The following is a 15,083-nucleotide window of genomic DNA, read 5'->3' on the forward strand; positions in this document are numbered from 1 at the left end:
CCTTTGAATGCCTTTGCTTTGCCTCCAAGCGTTGCGATAATGTCGTTAAAAAGTGAAATCCGGGCCACAAAGTGGCCGATCCGTCTGGCGACACCGTGTGGAATGCTTGCTCCATCATGCTCTCCAACGGGTTAGCGGACGCGGGTAGTTGGGGTCGAATCTTCTGGGATCACATGGCAATCAAGTTCTCCATGCAGGCAGCAACTGCAACGCCACGTCGCAGGGCCGGACTGCGGGTAGCCGGCGGCATTGTGGCCGCGCTGGCGGTGTTTGGCCTGGCCGGGTATTTTGGCGGGCCACCGCTGATCAAATCGTTCGCAGCCAAACAGGCCAGCGAAGCGCTGGGGCGCAAGGTCACGTTCGGGGGCGCCGAGGTGCATCCGTTCTCGCTGGCCGTCGACGTTTCCGACATGACTATCTACGAGCCCGATGGCACCACGCCCATGCTGACCGTGGGCGAAGCCAAGATCGATGGCGCCATCGCGTCACTGTGGCACTTCGCCCCGGTGGTGGATGCGGTGCATATCGACCGGCCCGCGCTGCATCTTGCGCGCGACGCCAACGGCCGCATGAACTACGCCGACATCGTGGAGCGCTTCGCGGCCAAGCCGCCCGCGCCAAAATCCGAGCCGGCGCGCTTCTCGGTCAACAATATCGCGCTGACCGGCGGCAGCCTGGTGTTCGACGACAAGCTGCTCAAGCAGACGCAGCGCGTGGACAACCTGACCATCACGCTGCCGTTCCTGTCCAACCTGCCGCATGACGTGGAGATCGTCACCCGGCCCACGCTGAGCGCGAACATCAACGGATCCGCGCTGGCGCTGGACGGCACCATGCTGCCGTTCGCGGCATCGCGTGAGACCCACCTCAATATCAACCTCGACGCCCTGGAGCTGGCGCGCTACATGCCGTTCGCGCCGAAGCTCAAGGATGCGGATATCAAGGGCGGGCTGCTGGATTCACGGCTGACGCTGGGCTTTATCCAGGACAAGGACAAGCAGGACGTCTTCCTGGCAGGCACCGCGGCGCTGCGCGACGCCGATATCCGCAAGCATGATGGATCGCCCCTGGTGAAGGCCGGGCGGGTAGCAGTGGACATCGCGCGCATTGAACCGCTGGGGCGGATGGCCCACCTGCGCAGCCTCTCCGTGGAGGGCCTGGCCGTGCAGGCAGTGCGGCACGCTGATGGCTCGCTTGACCTGGCCGACGCGTTCCTGCCGGAAGCCGCCAAGGTGGAAAGGCCGGCCCACGCGCCGGCTGCCGCAGCATCGGCAGCGGCAGCGGCGGCGCCCGCATCCGCGCCGGCCGCGGCCAAGGCTGGCCCGGCATCGGCACCCGCTGCCGCCGGCATAGCGCCGGTGCCCGAAAAGCCCTGGCGCTATGCGATAGACCAGATCACCGTCAAAGAGGCCCGCCTGGGCCTGCGCGACGACTCGGCGCCTTCCGGGCCCGGCACGCTCGCGCTCGGGCCGCTTGACGCCGACGTGGCCGGTCTTTCCGGCGACAGCGACAAGCCGGCCAAGGTGCAGGCCAAGCTGGCGATCGGCGAAGGCCAGACGCTCAACCATGAGGGTGAGCTGTCCCTGCGTGGCGGCACCATGGACGGCACGCTGCAAGCCAGCGGCTTGAAGCCCCAAGGGTTTGCCGCGTGGTGGCCGGCGGAGCTCCAGACCCGGCTTGGCGACACTGCCATCAATGCCGAACTGCATTACAAGATGGCGTGGGGCGGCCCCGCTTTTGCCTTTTCGCTGGAAAAGTCCCGCGTCGAACTGGCGCCGCTCTACCTGACCACCCGGGAGCCGGTGACGGTGGCGCAAATAGCAGCCGCCACGACTGGCGCAAGCCAACCTGCCGCCGCCGATAGCGAGCGCCGGCGCGACGCGCGCCGCGCGCGTGCCCGCGACGACAGCGATACCGCCAACCTGCCGCTGATGCTCGCCGAGCGCGTGGCGCTGGAGGACATCGCGTTCGATCTTGGCGCGCATTCCTTCCAGGCCGGCCAGTTGGTGGTCGCCAAGCCGCAGATCGCCATCACGCGTGACTTGCGCGGCGAATTGCTCGAAAGCGCGCGCCTGTGGGCTGTGCAATCCAGGCAGAAGTCCGCCCAACGCAGCACCGCCGTCCAGGCCAAGGCTGTCCAGCCCGAGAGCGCGGCTGCCGCCAAGCCATTGCCCTGGAAGGCACAGCTCGGCAAGTTCACGCTCGATGGGGGCAGCCTGCGCGTGACCGACTATGCGCCCGCGGCCGCCAACCGCGACCGCCCCGTGATTCATCAATTCCGCAATATCAGCCTCGGCACGGGCGCGCTCAACTGGCCGATGGCGGCCGGGGCCATCCCGGTGAAGCTCAAGGCCGACGTGGGCCGGCGCGGCGCGATGGCACTCGACGGCACCGTGCTGCCTGCCGGACCCGCGGCGCAACTGCAGGTCGACTTCCGAGAGCTGGACCTCGCGCCGCTGCAGCCCTACCTGGCCGACCGCTTCAACGCCGCGTTGCGTGGCGGCACCGCTACCGTCAAGGGCCGCCTCGGCGTGGAGGCGCCCGCCGGCAAGCCAATCGCCGCGCGCTTCACCGGCAATGCGCTGCTCGGCAATGTGCGCAGCGTCGACCGGGTGACCGGTGACGACTTCCTGCGCTGGCGCTCGCTTGCAGTAAACGGCATCGATTTCGCCATGGATGAGGCCAAGGGGCCGATGAAGGTCGGCGTGGCCGGTGTCGCGCTGTCGGATTTCTACGCGCGGGTGATCCTGAATGCCAACGGCCGCCTGAACCTGCAGGATGTGATGGCCGGCGGCGCTGCCAAGGGCGAGGCCGCGCCCAGCACCAGCCTGACACAAGCCAATCCCGCATCGGCGAGCGCCGCCAGCGCACCGGCCCCGGTGCCCGCGCCTGTGGCTTCCGCCGCGGCCAAGCCGCAGATCCGGATTGGCGGCGTGACGGTGGAGAAAGGCAACATCAATTTCTCGGATTTCTTTGTCAAGCCGAATTACTCTGCCAACCTGACCGACATGAAGGGATCGGTCTCCAAGGTGTCCTCGACGGAGCCGGCGCCCGCCGATCTCACGCTGGCAGGCCGCATCGACGATGATGCGCCGGTCACGATCGACGGCAAGCTCAATCCGCTGGCCGACACGCTCTACCTCGATATCGCCGCCAAGGCCGCAGGCGTGGAGCTGACCCGGCTGACCCCGTACGCGGCCAAATACGCCGGCTACCCGATCACCAAGGGCAAGCTCACGGTCGATGTGGCGTACAAGATCGAGAACGGCAAGCTGGACGCGCGCAATCACCTCTACCTGGACCAGCTCACCTTTGGCGACAAGGTCGACAGCCCTAGCGCGACCAAGCTGCCGGTGCTGCTGGCGGTCTCGCTGCTGAAGGACCGCAATGGCGTGATCGACATCAACCTGCCGGTGTCGGGCTCCTTGTCGGACCCGGAGTTCAGCATCGGTGGCGTGATCGTGCGGGTGATCGTCAACCTGCTGGCCAAGGCCATTACCTCGCCGTTCTCGTTGATTGCCTCTGCCTTTGGCGGTGGCGACGAACTGGGCTACGTGGAATTTGCGCCCGGCACCTCCACGCTCACGCCGGCGGCCACGCAGAAGATCGCGACACTGGGCAAGGCCCTGGCCGACCGCCCGGCGCTGCGCCTGGAGATCAGCGGCCGCATCGATCCCGCCACCGATACCGCCGGCGCCAAGCGCGCCTGGCTGGACGCGCGCGTGGCCGAGCAAAAGTCGCGCGAGATGCGCGCCAGCGCGAAGGCGGGCGCCGTGGCCGAAGAGAACGAAGAGGGCGAGCAAGGCGCCAAGGTGACGGTGTCGCCGCAGGAGTACCCGAAGTACCTGGAAGCGGTCTACAAGCGCGCCTCCTTCAAGAAGCCGCGCAATGTGATCGGGCTGTCGAAATCCCTGCCCACCAAGGAGATGGAGACGCTGCTGCTGGAGAATGCGCCGGTGACCGATGTGGAACTCCGGCAATTGGCCGAGCAGCGGGCGCTGGCGGTCAAGCAGGCGCTGGAGCGCGATGCCAAGGTGCCGGAAAGCCGCCTGTTCCTGACCGCCTCGAAGCTCGACGCCGATGGCATCAAGGACAAGGGCGCACCCAACCGGGTCGACTTCACCATTCGGCAGTAAATCGCCGGCAAACCTAGCCTTGCCCGCGCAGGGGGTGGCGTTGCCGTCCCCTGCGCCCTGCCTCTTGGCCCAATCGGCGGGGTACGGGCAAAAAACGCTGTATCATTTCGCCCGGAATCGATACAGGAGTGCGTTTTGCAGCAGGAAGCCGTTGTTTACAAGACTTGGGTTTGCTTGATTTGCGGATGGGTCTACGACGAAGAGCAGGGCTGGCCGGACGATGGCATCGCCCCGGGCACGCGCTGGGACGACATTCCGGAAGACTGGCGTTGCCCTGAATGCGACGTGGGCAAGGGCGAATTCGCGATGATCGAGATCTGATCGGCCGGGCCGGCAAACGCAGCCAGGCAAACGATCAGCTACCGGGCGCTCCCGGCCCGGATTACGAATACATCACAGAAGGCGGCTTAGTGCCGCTGCATTTGCCGGCAGATGCCGGCGCGCTTGCGCTGCTCGGCGCAGCGCCGATAGCGCATGCGGTAGGGGTGGCTACAGCGCCAGATCGCCGTGGCCACGGTGACCAGCAGGAACGCCGCCATCAAGACAGCCAACAGGCTCAGTGTCATAGCGGCCCCCTTTTTCACAAGCAAGCCGGGAACGCTCGAAGCGTTCAGATAAGCAACGGAAGCGCCTCCAGCAAGGCCACCGCCAGCAGAGCCCCGAAGATCGCACCCGCCGCGCGGCAACTGATGCGCAAGGCCCGGGCTGTGAAGGGGATCCCGCCGAAGGCAATCATGCCAACCAGCGCCATCGGAATCAGGAACACAAGATCATGTGACGTGAAGTGCAGCATTGCCGTCTCCTGTCTCTCTGCTTGTGCTTCCAGTATAGAAAGTGTCGCAGGGAGGCCAAGGACGATGACATTGGGGTTGTCCCGTAAGCTGCATTTTGTCGGGACGCGTGCGCAAGCCGCCTCGCTACATCCTTTGCTGCACCCGCCACCCATGCCGTGTTGGCCGCTGGCGCGGACGCCAGGGCAACCACCGGCGCCGGCCTGCTGCAGCGCTGCATAAATTCCCCTTGTAGCGCGCGTAAAAACTTCCTAAAAATTGGTCAGGCCACTTTACCTCCTGGCCCAAATCATTTTCGGGATCGCGCGCCGACATGCCCCTGCAGCAGATCGAACCCCGCCGTCTTTACCGCCAGATTGCCGACCAGTTGCGCCGGTTGATCGAGAACGGGGAGTTTCCCGTGGGCGCGCGCCTGCCGCCGGAGCGAGACCTTGCGGTGCAACTGGGCGTGTCGCGGCCATCGGTGCGCGAAGCACTGATTGCGCTGGAGGTGGAGGGGCTGGTGGAGGTGCGGATGGGCTCGGGCATCTACGCCTGTCCGCCGGAACGTGCGCGCGCTGCCAGCGTGATGGCCGAGCCGCCGCTGGATGTGATCCGCGCGCGACAGACCATCGAGGGCGAGATGGCGGCCAACGCCGCGCGGCATGCCACGCCGGCATTGCTGGACGCGCTGGAAGAATCGATTGCCATCATGCAGGAGGAGGCCGGCGCCGGACAGATTCCGGTCAAAGGCGATCGCCTGTTCCATTTGCGGATTACCGAAGTCTCGGGCAATGCCGTGCTGCAGCGCCTGGTGGCCGAGCTGTTCGACGAGCGTCATAACCCGCTCTTTGCCCGCTTCGGCAGCCACTTCGAGAACGCGTCCAGCTGGCACGCGGCCATTGCCGAGCACCGCGCCGTGGTGGCCGCCATCGCCTCGGGCTCGGCGGATGCCGCGCGCGACGCCATGTGCCTGCACCTGGAAGCCTCGCACAGCCGCTTCTACGCGGCTTGGCCCGCAGGCGCGCCAATCGAGCCCACCGAGCCAACCGAGCCAACCCCAACGCGGCGCAAGCCGCGCAAGCTTGCCGAGGAGTCATGATGTCCCTGGTCTGCCACATCCATGCGAGCGAAGACCTGCGTTTCACGCAAGTGGAGCCTGCTGCTCCCGGCCCGTTTGAGGTCGAGGTGCGCCTTGGTGCGGCCGGTATCTGCGGCTCGGACCTGCACTACTACTTCCACGGCAAGGTCGGCGCCTTCGTGATCCGCGAGCCGCTGACGCCGGGCCACGAGGCGGCCGGCATCGTCTCCCGCGTTGGCAGCGCGGTCACGCGCGTCGCGCCGGGCAACAAGGTGGCGATCAATCCCTCGCATGCGTGCGGGCAATGCGACTACTGCCGGGCCGGGCGCGACAACCTTTGCCGGAACATGCGTTTTCTCGGCAGCGCCAGCATCTATCCGCACGTGCAAGGCATGTTCCGCGAGCACTTCCTGATGCACGAGCGCCAGCTGACGCCGGTGGACAGCGATATCTCGCTGGGTGAGCTGGCGTTTGCCGAGCCGCTCTCGGTGGCGCTGCATGGCGTGAACCGCGCCGGCGAGCTGCTGGGCAAGACCGTGCTGGTCACTGGCGGCGGCACCATCGGCAGCCTGGCGGTGATGGCCGCGCGCCTGGCCGGCGCCGCGCATATCATCGCCTGCGATATCGCGGACCGCCCGCTCGAAGTGGCGTTGCGGGTTGGCGCCGACCAGGTGATCCGCACCGACCGGGAGCCACCGCAGGCGCTGCAGGACCTCGCCGATGTCTGCCTGGAAGCTGCCGGCAGCGGCGCGGCGCTGGACACCTGCCTGCTGGCCGCGCGGCGTGGCGCCCGCATCGTTCAGATCGGCACGTTGCCGGCCGAGGGGCTGCACTTTCCGGCCAACAACATCATGGCGCGCGAGCTGGAGTATGTCGGCGCGTTCCGCTTCGGGCGCGAGTTCGACTGGGCCGTGCGCTACCTTACGCAAGGCCGCCTCGACGTGCGCCCGCTGCTGTCGGCGCAGCTGCCGCTGGCGCAGGCCGTGGAGGCATTCGCGCTGGCTGCCGACAAGACGCGCAGCACCAAGGTACAGCTCACCGCCGCATAGATCCATCCACGCAGCACCTGACTGCCGCAAGCGCATCCGCAAGACAGCGCAAGGCCCACCACACCGAAGGAGACGAAGCATGAAGCCATTTTCCCTGCGCCTGCCGTCAACGTTGCTGCCGGCCGCACTTGTGCTGGCAACCTGCGTGGCCAGCCTAGCCTGCGGCAGCGCGCTGGCCCAGACCAAGCTCAAGTGGGCGCACGTGTACGAGACCTCGGAACCGTTTCACAAGTGGTCGGTGTGGGCCGCCGATGAGATCAAGAAGCGCAGCAACGGCAGGTACCAGATCGATGTGTTTCCCGCCTCCCAGCTCGGCAAGGAGAACGACATCAACCAGGGCCTGGCGATGGGCTCGGTCGATATCATCATCTCGGGCTCCAGCTTTGCCGCAAAGTCGTTCCCGCGCATCGGCGTGACTTACTACCCTTACACCTTCCGCGACGCCAACCACCTGCTGGCCTATACCAAGAGCGATATCTACAAGGAACTCACGCGCGGCTACGAGGAGAAATCGGGCAACCATATCGTCGCCACGACTTACTACGGGACACGCCAGTCCACCTCCAACAAGCCCTTCTCGCACTGTGCCGAGATGAAGGGCCTGAAGATGCGCGTGCCCGATGTGCCAGCCTACCTTGCCATGCCGCGCGCCTGCGGCGTGAATACCTCGCCGATTGCCTTTGCCGAGGTGTACCTGGCACTGCAGAACGGCACCGTGGAGGCGCAGGAGAACCCGCTGCCCACCATCGAAGCCAAGAAATTCTACGAGGTGCAGAAGTACATCGTGCTCACGGGCCATATCGTCGACCACCTCAACACGGTGATCTCGGGAGGGCTGTGGAAGAAGCTCTCCGAGGCCGACCGCAAGATGTTCAGCGACGTGGCGCAGGAAGCTGCCATGCGCGCCACCGCCGACGTGGTGGCGCGGGAGAAGGAGCTGGTAGCGGTATTCAAGCAAAAGGGCCTGACGGTCACCGACATCAATGTGCCGGAGTACCGCGACGCGGTGCTGAAGAACGTGAGCTTTGAATCGCAGGGTTATCGCAAGGCCGACTGGGACAAGATCCAGGCCGTGCAGTGACCCCGGCGGCAGGCGCGGCCGGCTTGCAGGCGCCCGATGGCAGATCACAGACCACAGATCAGGCAGATCGCAGTCTTTGCGGAGCAACACCATGGAAATGCGTTCCCGACTTGCCGACGACCTGCCCGCGCAGGCCGTTGCCGGCGAGACCTCAGGCGGTGCGCCGCAACTGGCCACCGTCGCGGAGCTGGCGCACAGCTTCGAGGAGGCGGACAACAAGCAGGTGGACCTTGCCGGCTACGCCGCCGAGGACTGGTTCACGCTGGGGCTGTTCTGGCTCATGACCGTGCTGGTCTTCCTGCAGTTCTTCACCCGCTACGTGATGAACGACTCGCTGGCCTGGACCGAGGAGCTGGCCACCTACTGCCTGATCGGCGTGGTGTTCATCGGCGCGGCCATGTGCGTGCGCAAGAGCCGGCATATCCAGGTGGACCTGATCTACCGCTACCTGCCGCATGCGCCGGCACGCGCGCTGTCCACGCTGGTGGACATTGTGCGCACTGCCTTTCTTGGCTATGCCGGCTGGCTGGTCTGGCGCTACATCCTGGTGGTGGGCGACGAGCCGATGACCACCATCGAGTGGAACAAGAGCTGGATCTACTACCTGGTGCTGGCCGGATTCGTCCTGATGTGCCTGCGCTCCTGCCAGGTGAGCTGGCTGAACTGGACGCAGGGTTTTTCCATCCTGGAGCGCCCCGAAGCGTTCGAGGCCAGCGACGACTGACGACGACTGACAACGACAGACAACGACCGACGACCGACGACCAACCCGGAGCGCGCGCCGCCATGTGGATCCTGATTGTTTCCTTCCTGCTGCTGATGCTGGTGGGCCTGCCAGTCGCCATTGCGATGGCGGTGGCTTCGCTGCTGTATATCTGGACCTCCGGCACAGTGCCGGACGTGATCCTGGCGCAGCGCATGATTGCCGGCGTGGAGAGCTTTCCGCTCCTGGCCGTGCCCTTCTTCATCCTCGCCGGCAACCTGATGAACGTGGCCGGTATCACCGGGCGCATCTATAACTTCGCCGTGGCGCTGGTGGGCTGGATGCGCGGCGGGCTGGGCCACGTCAACATCATCGGCTCGGTGATCTTCTCCGGCATGTCGGGCACCGCCATTGCCGATGCGGCGGGCCTGGGCACCATCGAGATCAAGGCCATGCAGGACCACGGCTACGAGACCGAGTTCGCGGTTGGCGTGACGGCGGCCTCGGCCACGCTCGGGCCGATCATCCCGCCGTCGCTGCCGTTCGTGATCTACGGCATGATGGCCAATGTGTCGATCGGCTCGCTGTTCCTGGCCGGCATCGTGCCGGGACTGGTGCTGACCTTGTTCATGATGGGCACGGTGGCGTGGTTTGCCCACCGCAGCGGCTGGGGCAGCGATACGGCGTTCTCCTGGAAGCTGCCGGGCAACGCCAGCATCGAGATCGCGGTGGTGCTGGCCTTTCCGCTGGCGATCTGGCTGATGACGCGCTTTGGCGTGTCCACCAACGTGGCCGCGCTGATCGCGCTGGTGGTGCTGCTGGCGCTGGACTGGTACTTCGACTTTTCCGCGGTGATGGCGCTGATGGCGCCGGTGATCCTGATTGGCGGCATGACGCTGGGCTGGTTCACGCCCACCGAGGCCGCGGTGGCGGCGGTGATCTGGGCGCTGTTCCTCGGGCTGGTGCGCTACCGCTCCATGACGCTGCGCTCGCTGGCCAAGGCCACGCTCGACACCATCGAGACCACCGCATCGGTGCTGTTCATCGTCACCGCGGCATCGATCTTCGCGTGGCTGCTCACCACTAGCCAGGCCGCGCAGATGCTGTCCGACGCCATCCTTGGCTTCACCCACAACAAATGGGTGTTCCTGCTGCTGGCCAACGTGCTGATCCTGATCGTGGGCTGCTTTATCGACACCACGGCGGCGATCACCATCCTGGTCCCGATCCTGTTGCCCATCGTGCTCAAGCTCGGCATCGACCCGATCCACTTCGGGCTGGTGATGACGCTCAACCTGATGATCGGCCTGCTGCATCCGCCGCTGGGGATGGTGCTGTTCGTGCTGGCGCGGGTGGCCAAGCTGTCGGTGGAGCGCACTACCGTGGCCATCCTGCCGTGGCTGGTGCCGTTGTTCCTGACGCTGATCGCCATCACCTATTTCCCGGCGATCACGCTGTGGCTGCCGAACCTGGTGGGCAGCAAATGAGCGCCACCATCGTCCAGGTCGAACTGCTGCAGGTGGACCTGCCGCCGCGCGTGCCGCGCTCCGACGCCATCCAGTCCTTCGTCACGCAGGAAACGCCCATGGTGCGCATCCGCTGCGATGATGGCGCCGAGGGCACGGGCTACGCCTATACCATCGGCACCGGCGGCTCATCGGTGATGGCGCTGCTGCGCGATCACCTGGCGCCGCGCTTGATCGGGCGCGATCCCGCCCAGATCGAGGCGATCTGGCGCGAGCTGCTGTTTGCCACGCACGCCACCTCGGTCGGCGCCATCACCAGCCTGGCGCTCGCCGCCATCGATACCGCGCTGTGGGACTGGCGCTGCCGGCGCGACGGCCAGCCCCTGTGGCTTGCCGCCGGCGGGGCGCAACCGCGCGTGCCGGTCTACACCACCGAAGGCGGCTGGCTGCACCTGGATGCCGATACGCTGGTGAGCGAGGCCGTGGCGGCGCGCGAGGCGGGTTTTCGCGGCGCCAAGCTGAAGGTGGGCCGTGCGCGGGCGAGCGAGGATGTGGCGCGCCTCGCGGCGGTGCGTGCCGCGGTAGGTGACGGCTTCGAGCTGATGGTGGATGCCAACCAGTGCTTCACCGCCGCCGAGGCCATCCGGCGCGCGCCTCGCTACGCCGAGCTGGGCATCGCGTGGTTCGAGGAGCCGCTGCCGGCCGACGATATCGGCGGGCACGTGCGGCTGGCCGCATCCACCTCGGTGCCCATCGCGGTGGGCGAGTCGTTGTACTCGCCTGGCCAGTTTGCCGAGTACGTGCGCCAGGGCGCCTGCGGGATCGTGCAGGCCGATGTGGCGCGCATTGGCGGCATCACGCCCTGGCTTAAGGTGGCGCACCTGGCCGAGGCCCACAACCTGCCGATTTGCCCGCACTTCCTGATGGAGCTGCATGTGTCGCTATGCGCTGCGGTGCCCAACGCGGCCTGGGTGGAGTACATCCCGCAGCTCGACGAGATTGCCGCCAGCAGCGTGCGCATCGAGGCTGGCTACGCCATTGCCCCGGACGCGCCGGGCCTTGGCATCGAATGGGACTGGGCCGCGATCGGGCGCCGCACGGTGGCGCGCACGCTGGTTTCCTGATGATTTCACCGGCTACGCAAACGTGGCCGGGACCGCTCATGGAGAACGACTGATGACGCAACGACTCGCTGGCAAGCTGGCCCTCGTCACCGCGGCCGGGCAGGGCATTGGCCGCGCCACCGCCGAAGCCTATCTGCGTGAAGGCGCGCGCGTGATCGCCGCCGATATCAACGAGCGCCTGCTCGAGGCGCTGGCCGGCCAGCCCGGCTGCACCACGCTGCGGCTGGACGTGACGGACGGCGCCGCGGTGCAGGCCGCGGCGAAGCAGGCTGGCGCGCTCGATATCCTGTTCAACGGCGCGGGCTTCGTGCACCACGGCACCATCCTGGAATGCGACGAAGCGGCTTTCGATTTCTCGATGAACCTGAACGTGCGCGCCATGTACAGCATGATGCGCGCCTTCCTGCCCGCCATGGTGGCGCAGCGCCGCGGCTCGATCGTCAACATGGCGTCGGTGGCGGGCAGCATCAAGGGCGCGCCCAACCGCTTCGTCTACGGCGCCACCAAGGCGGCGGTGATCGGCATGACCAAGTCGGTGGCGGCGGACTACATCGGCCATGGCATCCGCTGCAATGCGATCTGCCCTGGCACGGTGGAGTCGCCCTCGCTGCGCCAGCGCATCGCGGACCAGGCGCGTGATGGCGGCAAGAGCCTGGCCGAGGTGGAAGCCGCCTTTGTCGCCCGCCAGCCAATGGGGCGCATCGGCAGCGCCGCGGAGATCGCCGCGCTGGCGGTGTATCTCGGCTCGGACGAATCGGCATTCACCACCGGCACGGCGCAGGTGATCGACGGTGGCTGGTCCAACTGAGGCGGCACATCCTGCTCGTCCCTCTCAGCCATCCGCCCGGAGCCAGCATGCCAGCCGATAACATCCTCAATGTCATCCGCATACACCCCGCCGACGACATCGTCATCGCCTGCCGCCAATTGGTGCCGGGCACCGTCATCGCCGCCGAGGGCGTGACCGTCGCCAGCCTGGTGCCGCCCGGACACAAGCTGGCGGTGCGCGCCATCGCCGCGGGCGCGCCGGTGCGGCGCTACAACCAGATCATCGGTTTTGCGCGCCAGCCGATCGCGCCGGGCCAGCACGTGCATACGCATAACCTGGCCATGGGCGAGTTCGCACGCGAATACGCTGCCGGCGCCGATGCGCGCGCCACCGAGTACGTTGATGCACCTGCCTGCTTCGACGGCATCAAACGGGCCGACGGCAGCGTGGCCACCCGCAACTACATTGGCATCCTCACCTCGGTGAACTGCTCCGCAACGGTGGCGCGCGCCATTGCCGATCATTTCCGGCGCGAGCTTCGCCCCGAGGCACTGGGCGCGTTTCCCAATGTGGACGGCGTGGTGGCGCTCACGCATGGCGCGGGCTGCGCCACCGATAGCGAGGGCGAGAACCTGCGCGTATTACGCCGCACGCTGGCGGGCTACGCGCGCCACCCGAACTTTGCCGCGGTGCTGGTGGTGGGGCTGGGCTGCGAGGCCAACCAGATCGATGGCCTACTGGCCGAGGCGCATCTCGCTGGCATGGCCGGCGGCCCGCGCCTGCATGCGTTCAACATCCAGGACAGCGGCGGCACGGCCGGCGCGGTGGCGCGCGGCGTGGCCATCGTGCAGGACCTGCTTGCCGATGCCAATCGCGTGCACCGGCAAGCCGTGCCAGCGAGCCACATCACGGTGGGCCTGCAATGCGGCGGCTCGGATGGCTACTCCGGGCTGACTGCCAACCCGGCGCTGGGCGCGGCCGTGGACCTGCTGGTGCGCCACGGCGGCGGCGCCATTTTGTCCGAGACGCCCGAGATCTACGGCGCCGAGCATCTGCTGACGCGCCGCGCGGCGTCGCCAGCGGTGGCCGCGCGCCTGCTGGCGCGGATCCGCTGGTGGGAGGACTACTGCGCGCGCAACCACGGCAGCATGGACAACAATCCCTCGGCTGGCAACAAGGCCGGCGGGCTCACCACCATCCTGGAGAAGTCGCTAGGCGCGGTGGCCAAGAGCGGCACCACCAACCTGGTGGAGGTCTACGAATTCGCGCAGCCGGTGCGCGCGCGCGGCCTGGTCTTCATGGACACGCCTGGCTACGACCCGGTCTCGGCCACCGGCCAGGTGGCGGGCGGCGCCAACCTGATCTGCTTCACCACGGGGCGCGGCTCGGCCTACGGCTGCGCGCCATCGCCCTCGCTCAAGCTGGCGACCAATAACGCGCTGTGGCAAAGGCAGGCCGACGATATCGACATCAACTGCGGCGACATCGTCGATGGCGGCGCCAGCATCGCGCAAAAGGGCGAGCAGATTTTCCGGCTGATGCTGGAGACCGCATCGGGGCGAAAGACCAAAAGCGAGCTGCACGGCTACGGGCAGAACGAGTTCGTGCCGTGGTCGCTGGGCGCGGTCATGTAAGCGCGAGCAGGCACCGGGAACCATCGAAAAAAACCACGCAGGAGAGAGCATGAAGATCACCGCCGCGCGCGTCATCGTGTGTTCCCCGGGACGCAACTTCGTGACGCTGAAGATCGAGACCGACGAGGGCCTGAGCGGCATTGGCGATGCCACGCTCAACGGCCGCGAGCTGGCCGTGGCGAGCTACCTGGCGGACCACGTGGCGCCCTGCCTGATCGGGCGCGACCCGCATCAGGTGGAGGACATCTGGCAGTACCTGTATCGCGGCGCGTACTGGCGGCGGGGGCCGGTGACCATGAGCGCGATCGCCGCGGTGGATACCGCGCTGTGGGACATCAAGGCCAAGGCAGCGGGCATGCCGCTCTACCAGTTGCTGGGCGGCAAGAGCCGCACCGGCGTGATGGTGTACGGCCACGCCAATGGCAGCGATATCGAGGCCACGGTGGACGAGGTGCTGCGCTACCAGGAAATGGGCTACCGCGCGGTGCGCGCGCAATCGGGTGTGCCGGGGCTTAACAAGGTGTATGGCGTGTCGTCGGACCGCCTGTTCTACGAGCCGGCCGATGCGTCGCTGCCGTCGGAGCACGACTGGAGCACGGAGCGCTACCTGGACCACACGCCGCGCCTGTTCGAGAAGGTACGTGACGCGGCTGGCTGGGACCTGCACCTGCTGCACGACGTGCACCACCGGCTCACGCCGATCGAGGCGGCGCGCCTGGGCAAGTCGCTGGAGCCGTTCCGCCTGTTCTGGATGGAAGACGCCACGCCCGCGGAGCACCAGGAGAGCTTCCGGCTGATCCGCCATCACACCACCACGCCGCTGGCGGTGGGCGAGGTCTTCAACACCATCTGGGATTGCAAGACGCTGATCCAGGAACAGTTGATCGACTACATCCGCGCCACCGTGGTCCATGCGGGTGGCATCACGCACCTGCGCCGCATCGCTGATTTCGCCGCCATGCACCAGGTCCGCACCGGCTCGCATGGCGCGACCGACCTCTCGCCGGTGTGCATGGGCGCCGCGCTGCATTTTGATCTGTGGGTGCCTAACTTCGGCATCCAGGAATACATGCGCCACAGCGAGGAGACCGATGCGGTGTTCCCGCACGCCTACACCTTTGCCAACGGCATGCTGTATCCGGGCGATGCGCCGGGACATGGCGTGGATATCGACGAGACGCTGGCGGCCAGGTATCCCTATCAACGCGCCTACCTGCCGGTGAATCGCCTTGCCCACGATGGCACGCTCTGGCACTGGTAGTTCTAATGC

Annotated in this window: 13 protein-coding genes; 11 read left to right on the plus strand and 2 right to left on the minus strand. The window is 66.8% G+C overall.

What is annotated here, in order from left to right; all coding sequences use genetic code 11:
- Positions 1-173 precede the first annotated feature (173 nt).
- Positions 174-4,136: a DUF748 domain-containing protein gene (locus tag AC1Q7Q_RS33025; RefSeq protein WP_492372615.1), complete on the plus strand. Its 3,963-nt coding sequence runs from the start codon at positions 174-176 to the stop codon at positions 4,134-4,136.
- A gap of 135 nt (positions 4,137-4,271) precedes the next feature.
- On the plus strand, positions 4,272-4,457 hold the full coding sequence (locus AC1Q7Q_RS33030; RefSeq protein ID WP_043356767.1) for a rubredoxin: 186 nt from the start codon (positions 4,272-4,274) through the stop codon (positions 4,455-4,457).
- Positions 4,458-4,543: 86 nt separating this feature from the next.
- Here the strand turns inward: AC1Q7Q_RS33030 and AC1Q7Q_RS33035 are convergent, their stop codons facing one another.
- Positions 4,544-4,702 carry a hypothetical protein gene (locus AC1Q7Q_RS33035; RefSeq protein WP_170301920.1) on the minus strand — a complete coding sequence of 53 codons (159 nt, stop codon included), beginning with the start codon at positions 4,700-4,702 and terminating at the stop codon, positions 4,544-4,546.
- Positions 4,703-4,746: 44 nt separating this feature from the next.
- Positions 4,747-4,929, minus strand: coding sequence for a hypothetical protein (locus tag AC1Q7Q_RS33040; RefSeq protein ID WP_006163669.1), 183 nt, complete (start codon positions 4,927-4,929; stop codon positions 4,747-4,749).
- Between the two features lie 311 nt (positions 4,930-5,240).
- Between AC1Q7Q_RS33040 and AC1Q7Q_RS33045 the strand changes: the two genes are divergently transcribed.
- The 9 genes from AC1Q7Q_RS33045 to manD all read left to right on the plus strand — a co-directional run bounded on the left by AC1Q7Q_RS33045 (position 5,241) and on the right by manD (position 15,074).
- Positions 5,241-6,008: a FadR/GntR family transcriptional regulator gene (locus AC1Q7Q_RS33045; protein ID WP_492387260.1), complete on the plus strand. Its 768-nt coding sequence runs from the start codon at positions 5,241-5,243 to the stop codon at positions 6,006-6,008.
- Entirely contained in the window at positions 6,008-7,036 is a 1,029-nt protein-coding gene (locus AC1Q7Q_RS33050) for an L-idonate 5-dehydrogenase (RefSeq protein ID WP_416053361.1), read from the plus strand. The genes AC1Q7Q_RS33045 and AC1Q7Q_RS33050 overlap by 1 nt, the downstream gene beginning before the upstream one ends.
- Before the next feature lie 79 nt (positions 7,037-7,115).
- Positions 7,116-8,117: a sialic acid TRAP transporter substrate-binding protein SiaP gene (locus AC1Q7Q_RS33055; RefSeq protein ID WP_492375903.1), complete on the plus strand. Its 1,002-nt coding sequence runs from the start codon at positions 7,116-7,118 to the stop codon at positions 8,115-8,117.
- A 91-nt stretch (positions 8,118-8,208) separates the two neighbouring features.
- On the plus strand, positions 8,209-8,841 hold the full coding sequence (locus AC1Q7Q_RS33060) for a TRAP transporter small permease (RefSeq protein ID WP_492375902.1): 633 nt from the start codon (positions 8,209-8,211) through the stop codon (positions 8,839-8,841).
- Positions 8,842-8,903: 62 nt separating this feature from the next.
- Positions 8,904-10,307: a TRAP transporter large permease gene (locus AC1Q7Q_RS33065; RefSeq protein ID WP_492375901.1), complete on the plus strand. Its 1,404-nt coding sequence runs from the start codon at positions 8,904-8,906 to the stop codon at positions 10,305-10,307.
- Positions 10,304-11,410 (plus strand): mandelate racemase/muconate lactonizing enzyme family protein, encoded by a 1,107-nt coding sequence (locus AC1Q7Q_RS33070; protein WP_492375900.1) that lies wholly within the window; start codon positions 10,304-10,306, stop codon positions 11,408-11,410. The genes AC1Q7Q_RS33065 and AC1Q7Q_RS33070 overlap by 4 nt, the downstream gene beginning before the upstream one ends.
- Before the next feature lie 52 nt (positions 11,411-11,462).
- Positions 11,463-12,218 carry an SDR family oxidoreductase gene (locus AC1Q7Q_RS33075; RefSeq protein ID WP_492375899.1) on the plus strand — a complete coding sequence of 252 codons (756 nt, stop codon included), beginning with the start codon at positions 11,463-11,465 and terminating at the stop codon, positions 12,216-12,218.
- 47 nt (positions 12,219-12,265) lie between these two features.
- Positions 12,266-13,813, plus strand: a complete 1,548-nt coding sequence (locus AC1Q7Q_RS33080) for a UxaA family hydrolase (RefSeq protein WP_492375898.1) — start codon at positions 12,266-12,268, stop codon at positions 13,811-13,813.
- Positions 13,814-13,862: 49 nt separating this feature from the next.
- Positions 13,863-15,074 (plus strand): D-mannonate dehydratase ManD, encoded by a 1,212-nt coding sequence (manD, locus tag AC1Q7Q_RS33085; RefSeq protein WP_492375897.1) that lies wholly within the window; start codon positions 13,863-13,865, stop codon positions 15,072-15,074.
- Positions 15,075-15,083: the final 9 nt, after the last annotated feature.

The organism is Cupriavidus sp. GW823-FHT07A04, assembly GCF_058794615.1.

What these genes read in the sequence shown, in the direction of transcription:
- AC1Q7Q_RS33025 (WP_492372615.1), top strand. Translation starts at nt 174, where the DNA reads ATGGCAATCAAGTTCTCCATGCAGGCAGCAACTGCAACGCCACGTCGC.
- AC1Q7Q_RS33035 (WP_170301920.1), bottom strand. Translation starts at nt 4,702, where the DNA reads ATGACACTGAGCCTGTTGGCTGTCTTGATGGCGGCGTTCCTGCTGGTC.
- AC1Q7Q_RS33040 (WP_006163669.1), bottom strand. Translation starts at nt 4,929, where the DNA reads ATGCTGCACTTCACGTCACATGATCTTGTGTTCCTGATTCCGATGGCG.
- AC1Q7Q_RS33045 (WP_492387260.1), top strand. Translation starts at nt 5,241, where the DNA reads ATGCCCCTGCAGCAGATCGAACCCCGCCGTCTTTACCGCCAGATTGCC.
- AC1Q7Q_RS33050 (WP_416053361.1), top strand. Translation starts at nt 6,008, where the DNA reads ATGTCCCTGGTCTGCCACATCCATGCGAGCGAAGACCTGCGTTTCACG.
- AC1Q7Q_RS33055 (WP_492375903.1), top strand. Translation starts at nt 7,116, where the DNA reads ATGAAGCCATTTTCCCTGCGCCTGCCGTCAACGTTGCTGCCGGCCGCA.
- AC1Q7Q_RS33060 (WP_492375902.1), top strand. Translation starts at nt 8,209, where the DNA reads ATGGAAATGCGTTCCCGACTTGCCGACGACCTGCCCGCGCAGGCCGTT.
- AC1Q7Q_RS33065 (WP_492375901.1), top strand. Translation starts at nt 8,904, where the DNA reads ATGTGGATCCTGATTGTTTCCTTCCTGCTGCTGATGCTGGTGGGCCTG.
- AC1Q7Q_RS33070 (WP_492375900.1), top strand. Translation starts at nt 10,304, where the DNA reads ATGAGCGCCACCATCGTCCAGGTCGAACTGCTGCAGGTGGACCTGCCG.
- AC1Q7Q_RS33075 (WP_492375899.1), top strand. Translation starts at nt 11,463, where the DNA reads ATGACGCAACGACTCGCTGGCAAGCTGGCCCTCGTCACCGCGGCCGGG.
- AC1Q7Q_RS33080 (WP_492375898.1), top strand. Translation starts at nt 12,266, where the DNA reads ATGCCAGCCGATAACATCCTCAATGTCATCCGCATACACCCCGCCGAC.
- manD (WP_492375897.1), top strand. Translation starts at nt 13,863, where the DNA reads ATGAAGATCACCGCCGCGCGCGTCATCGTGTGTTCCCCGGGACGCAAC.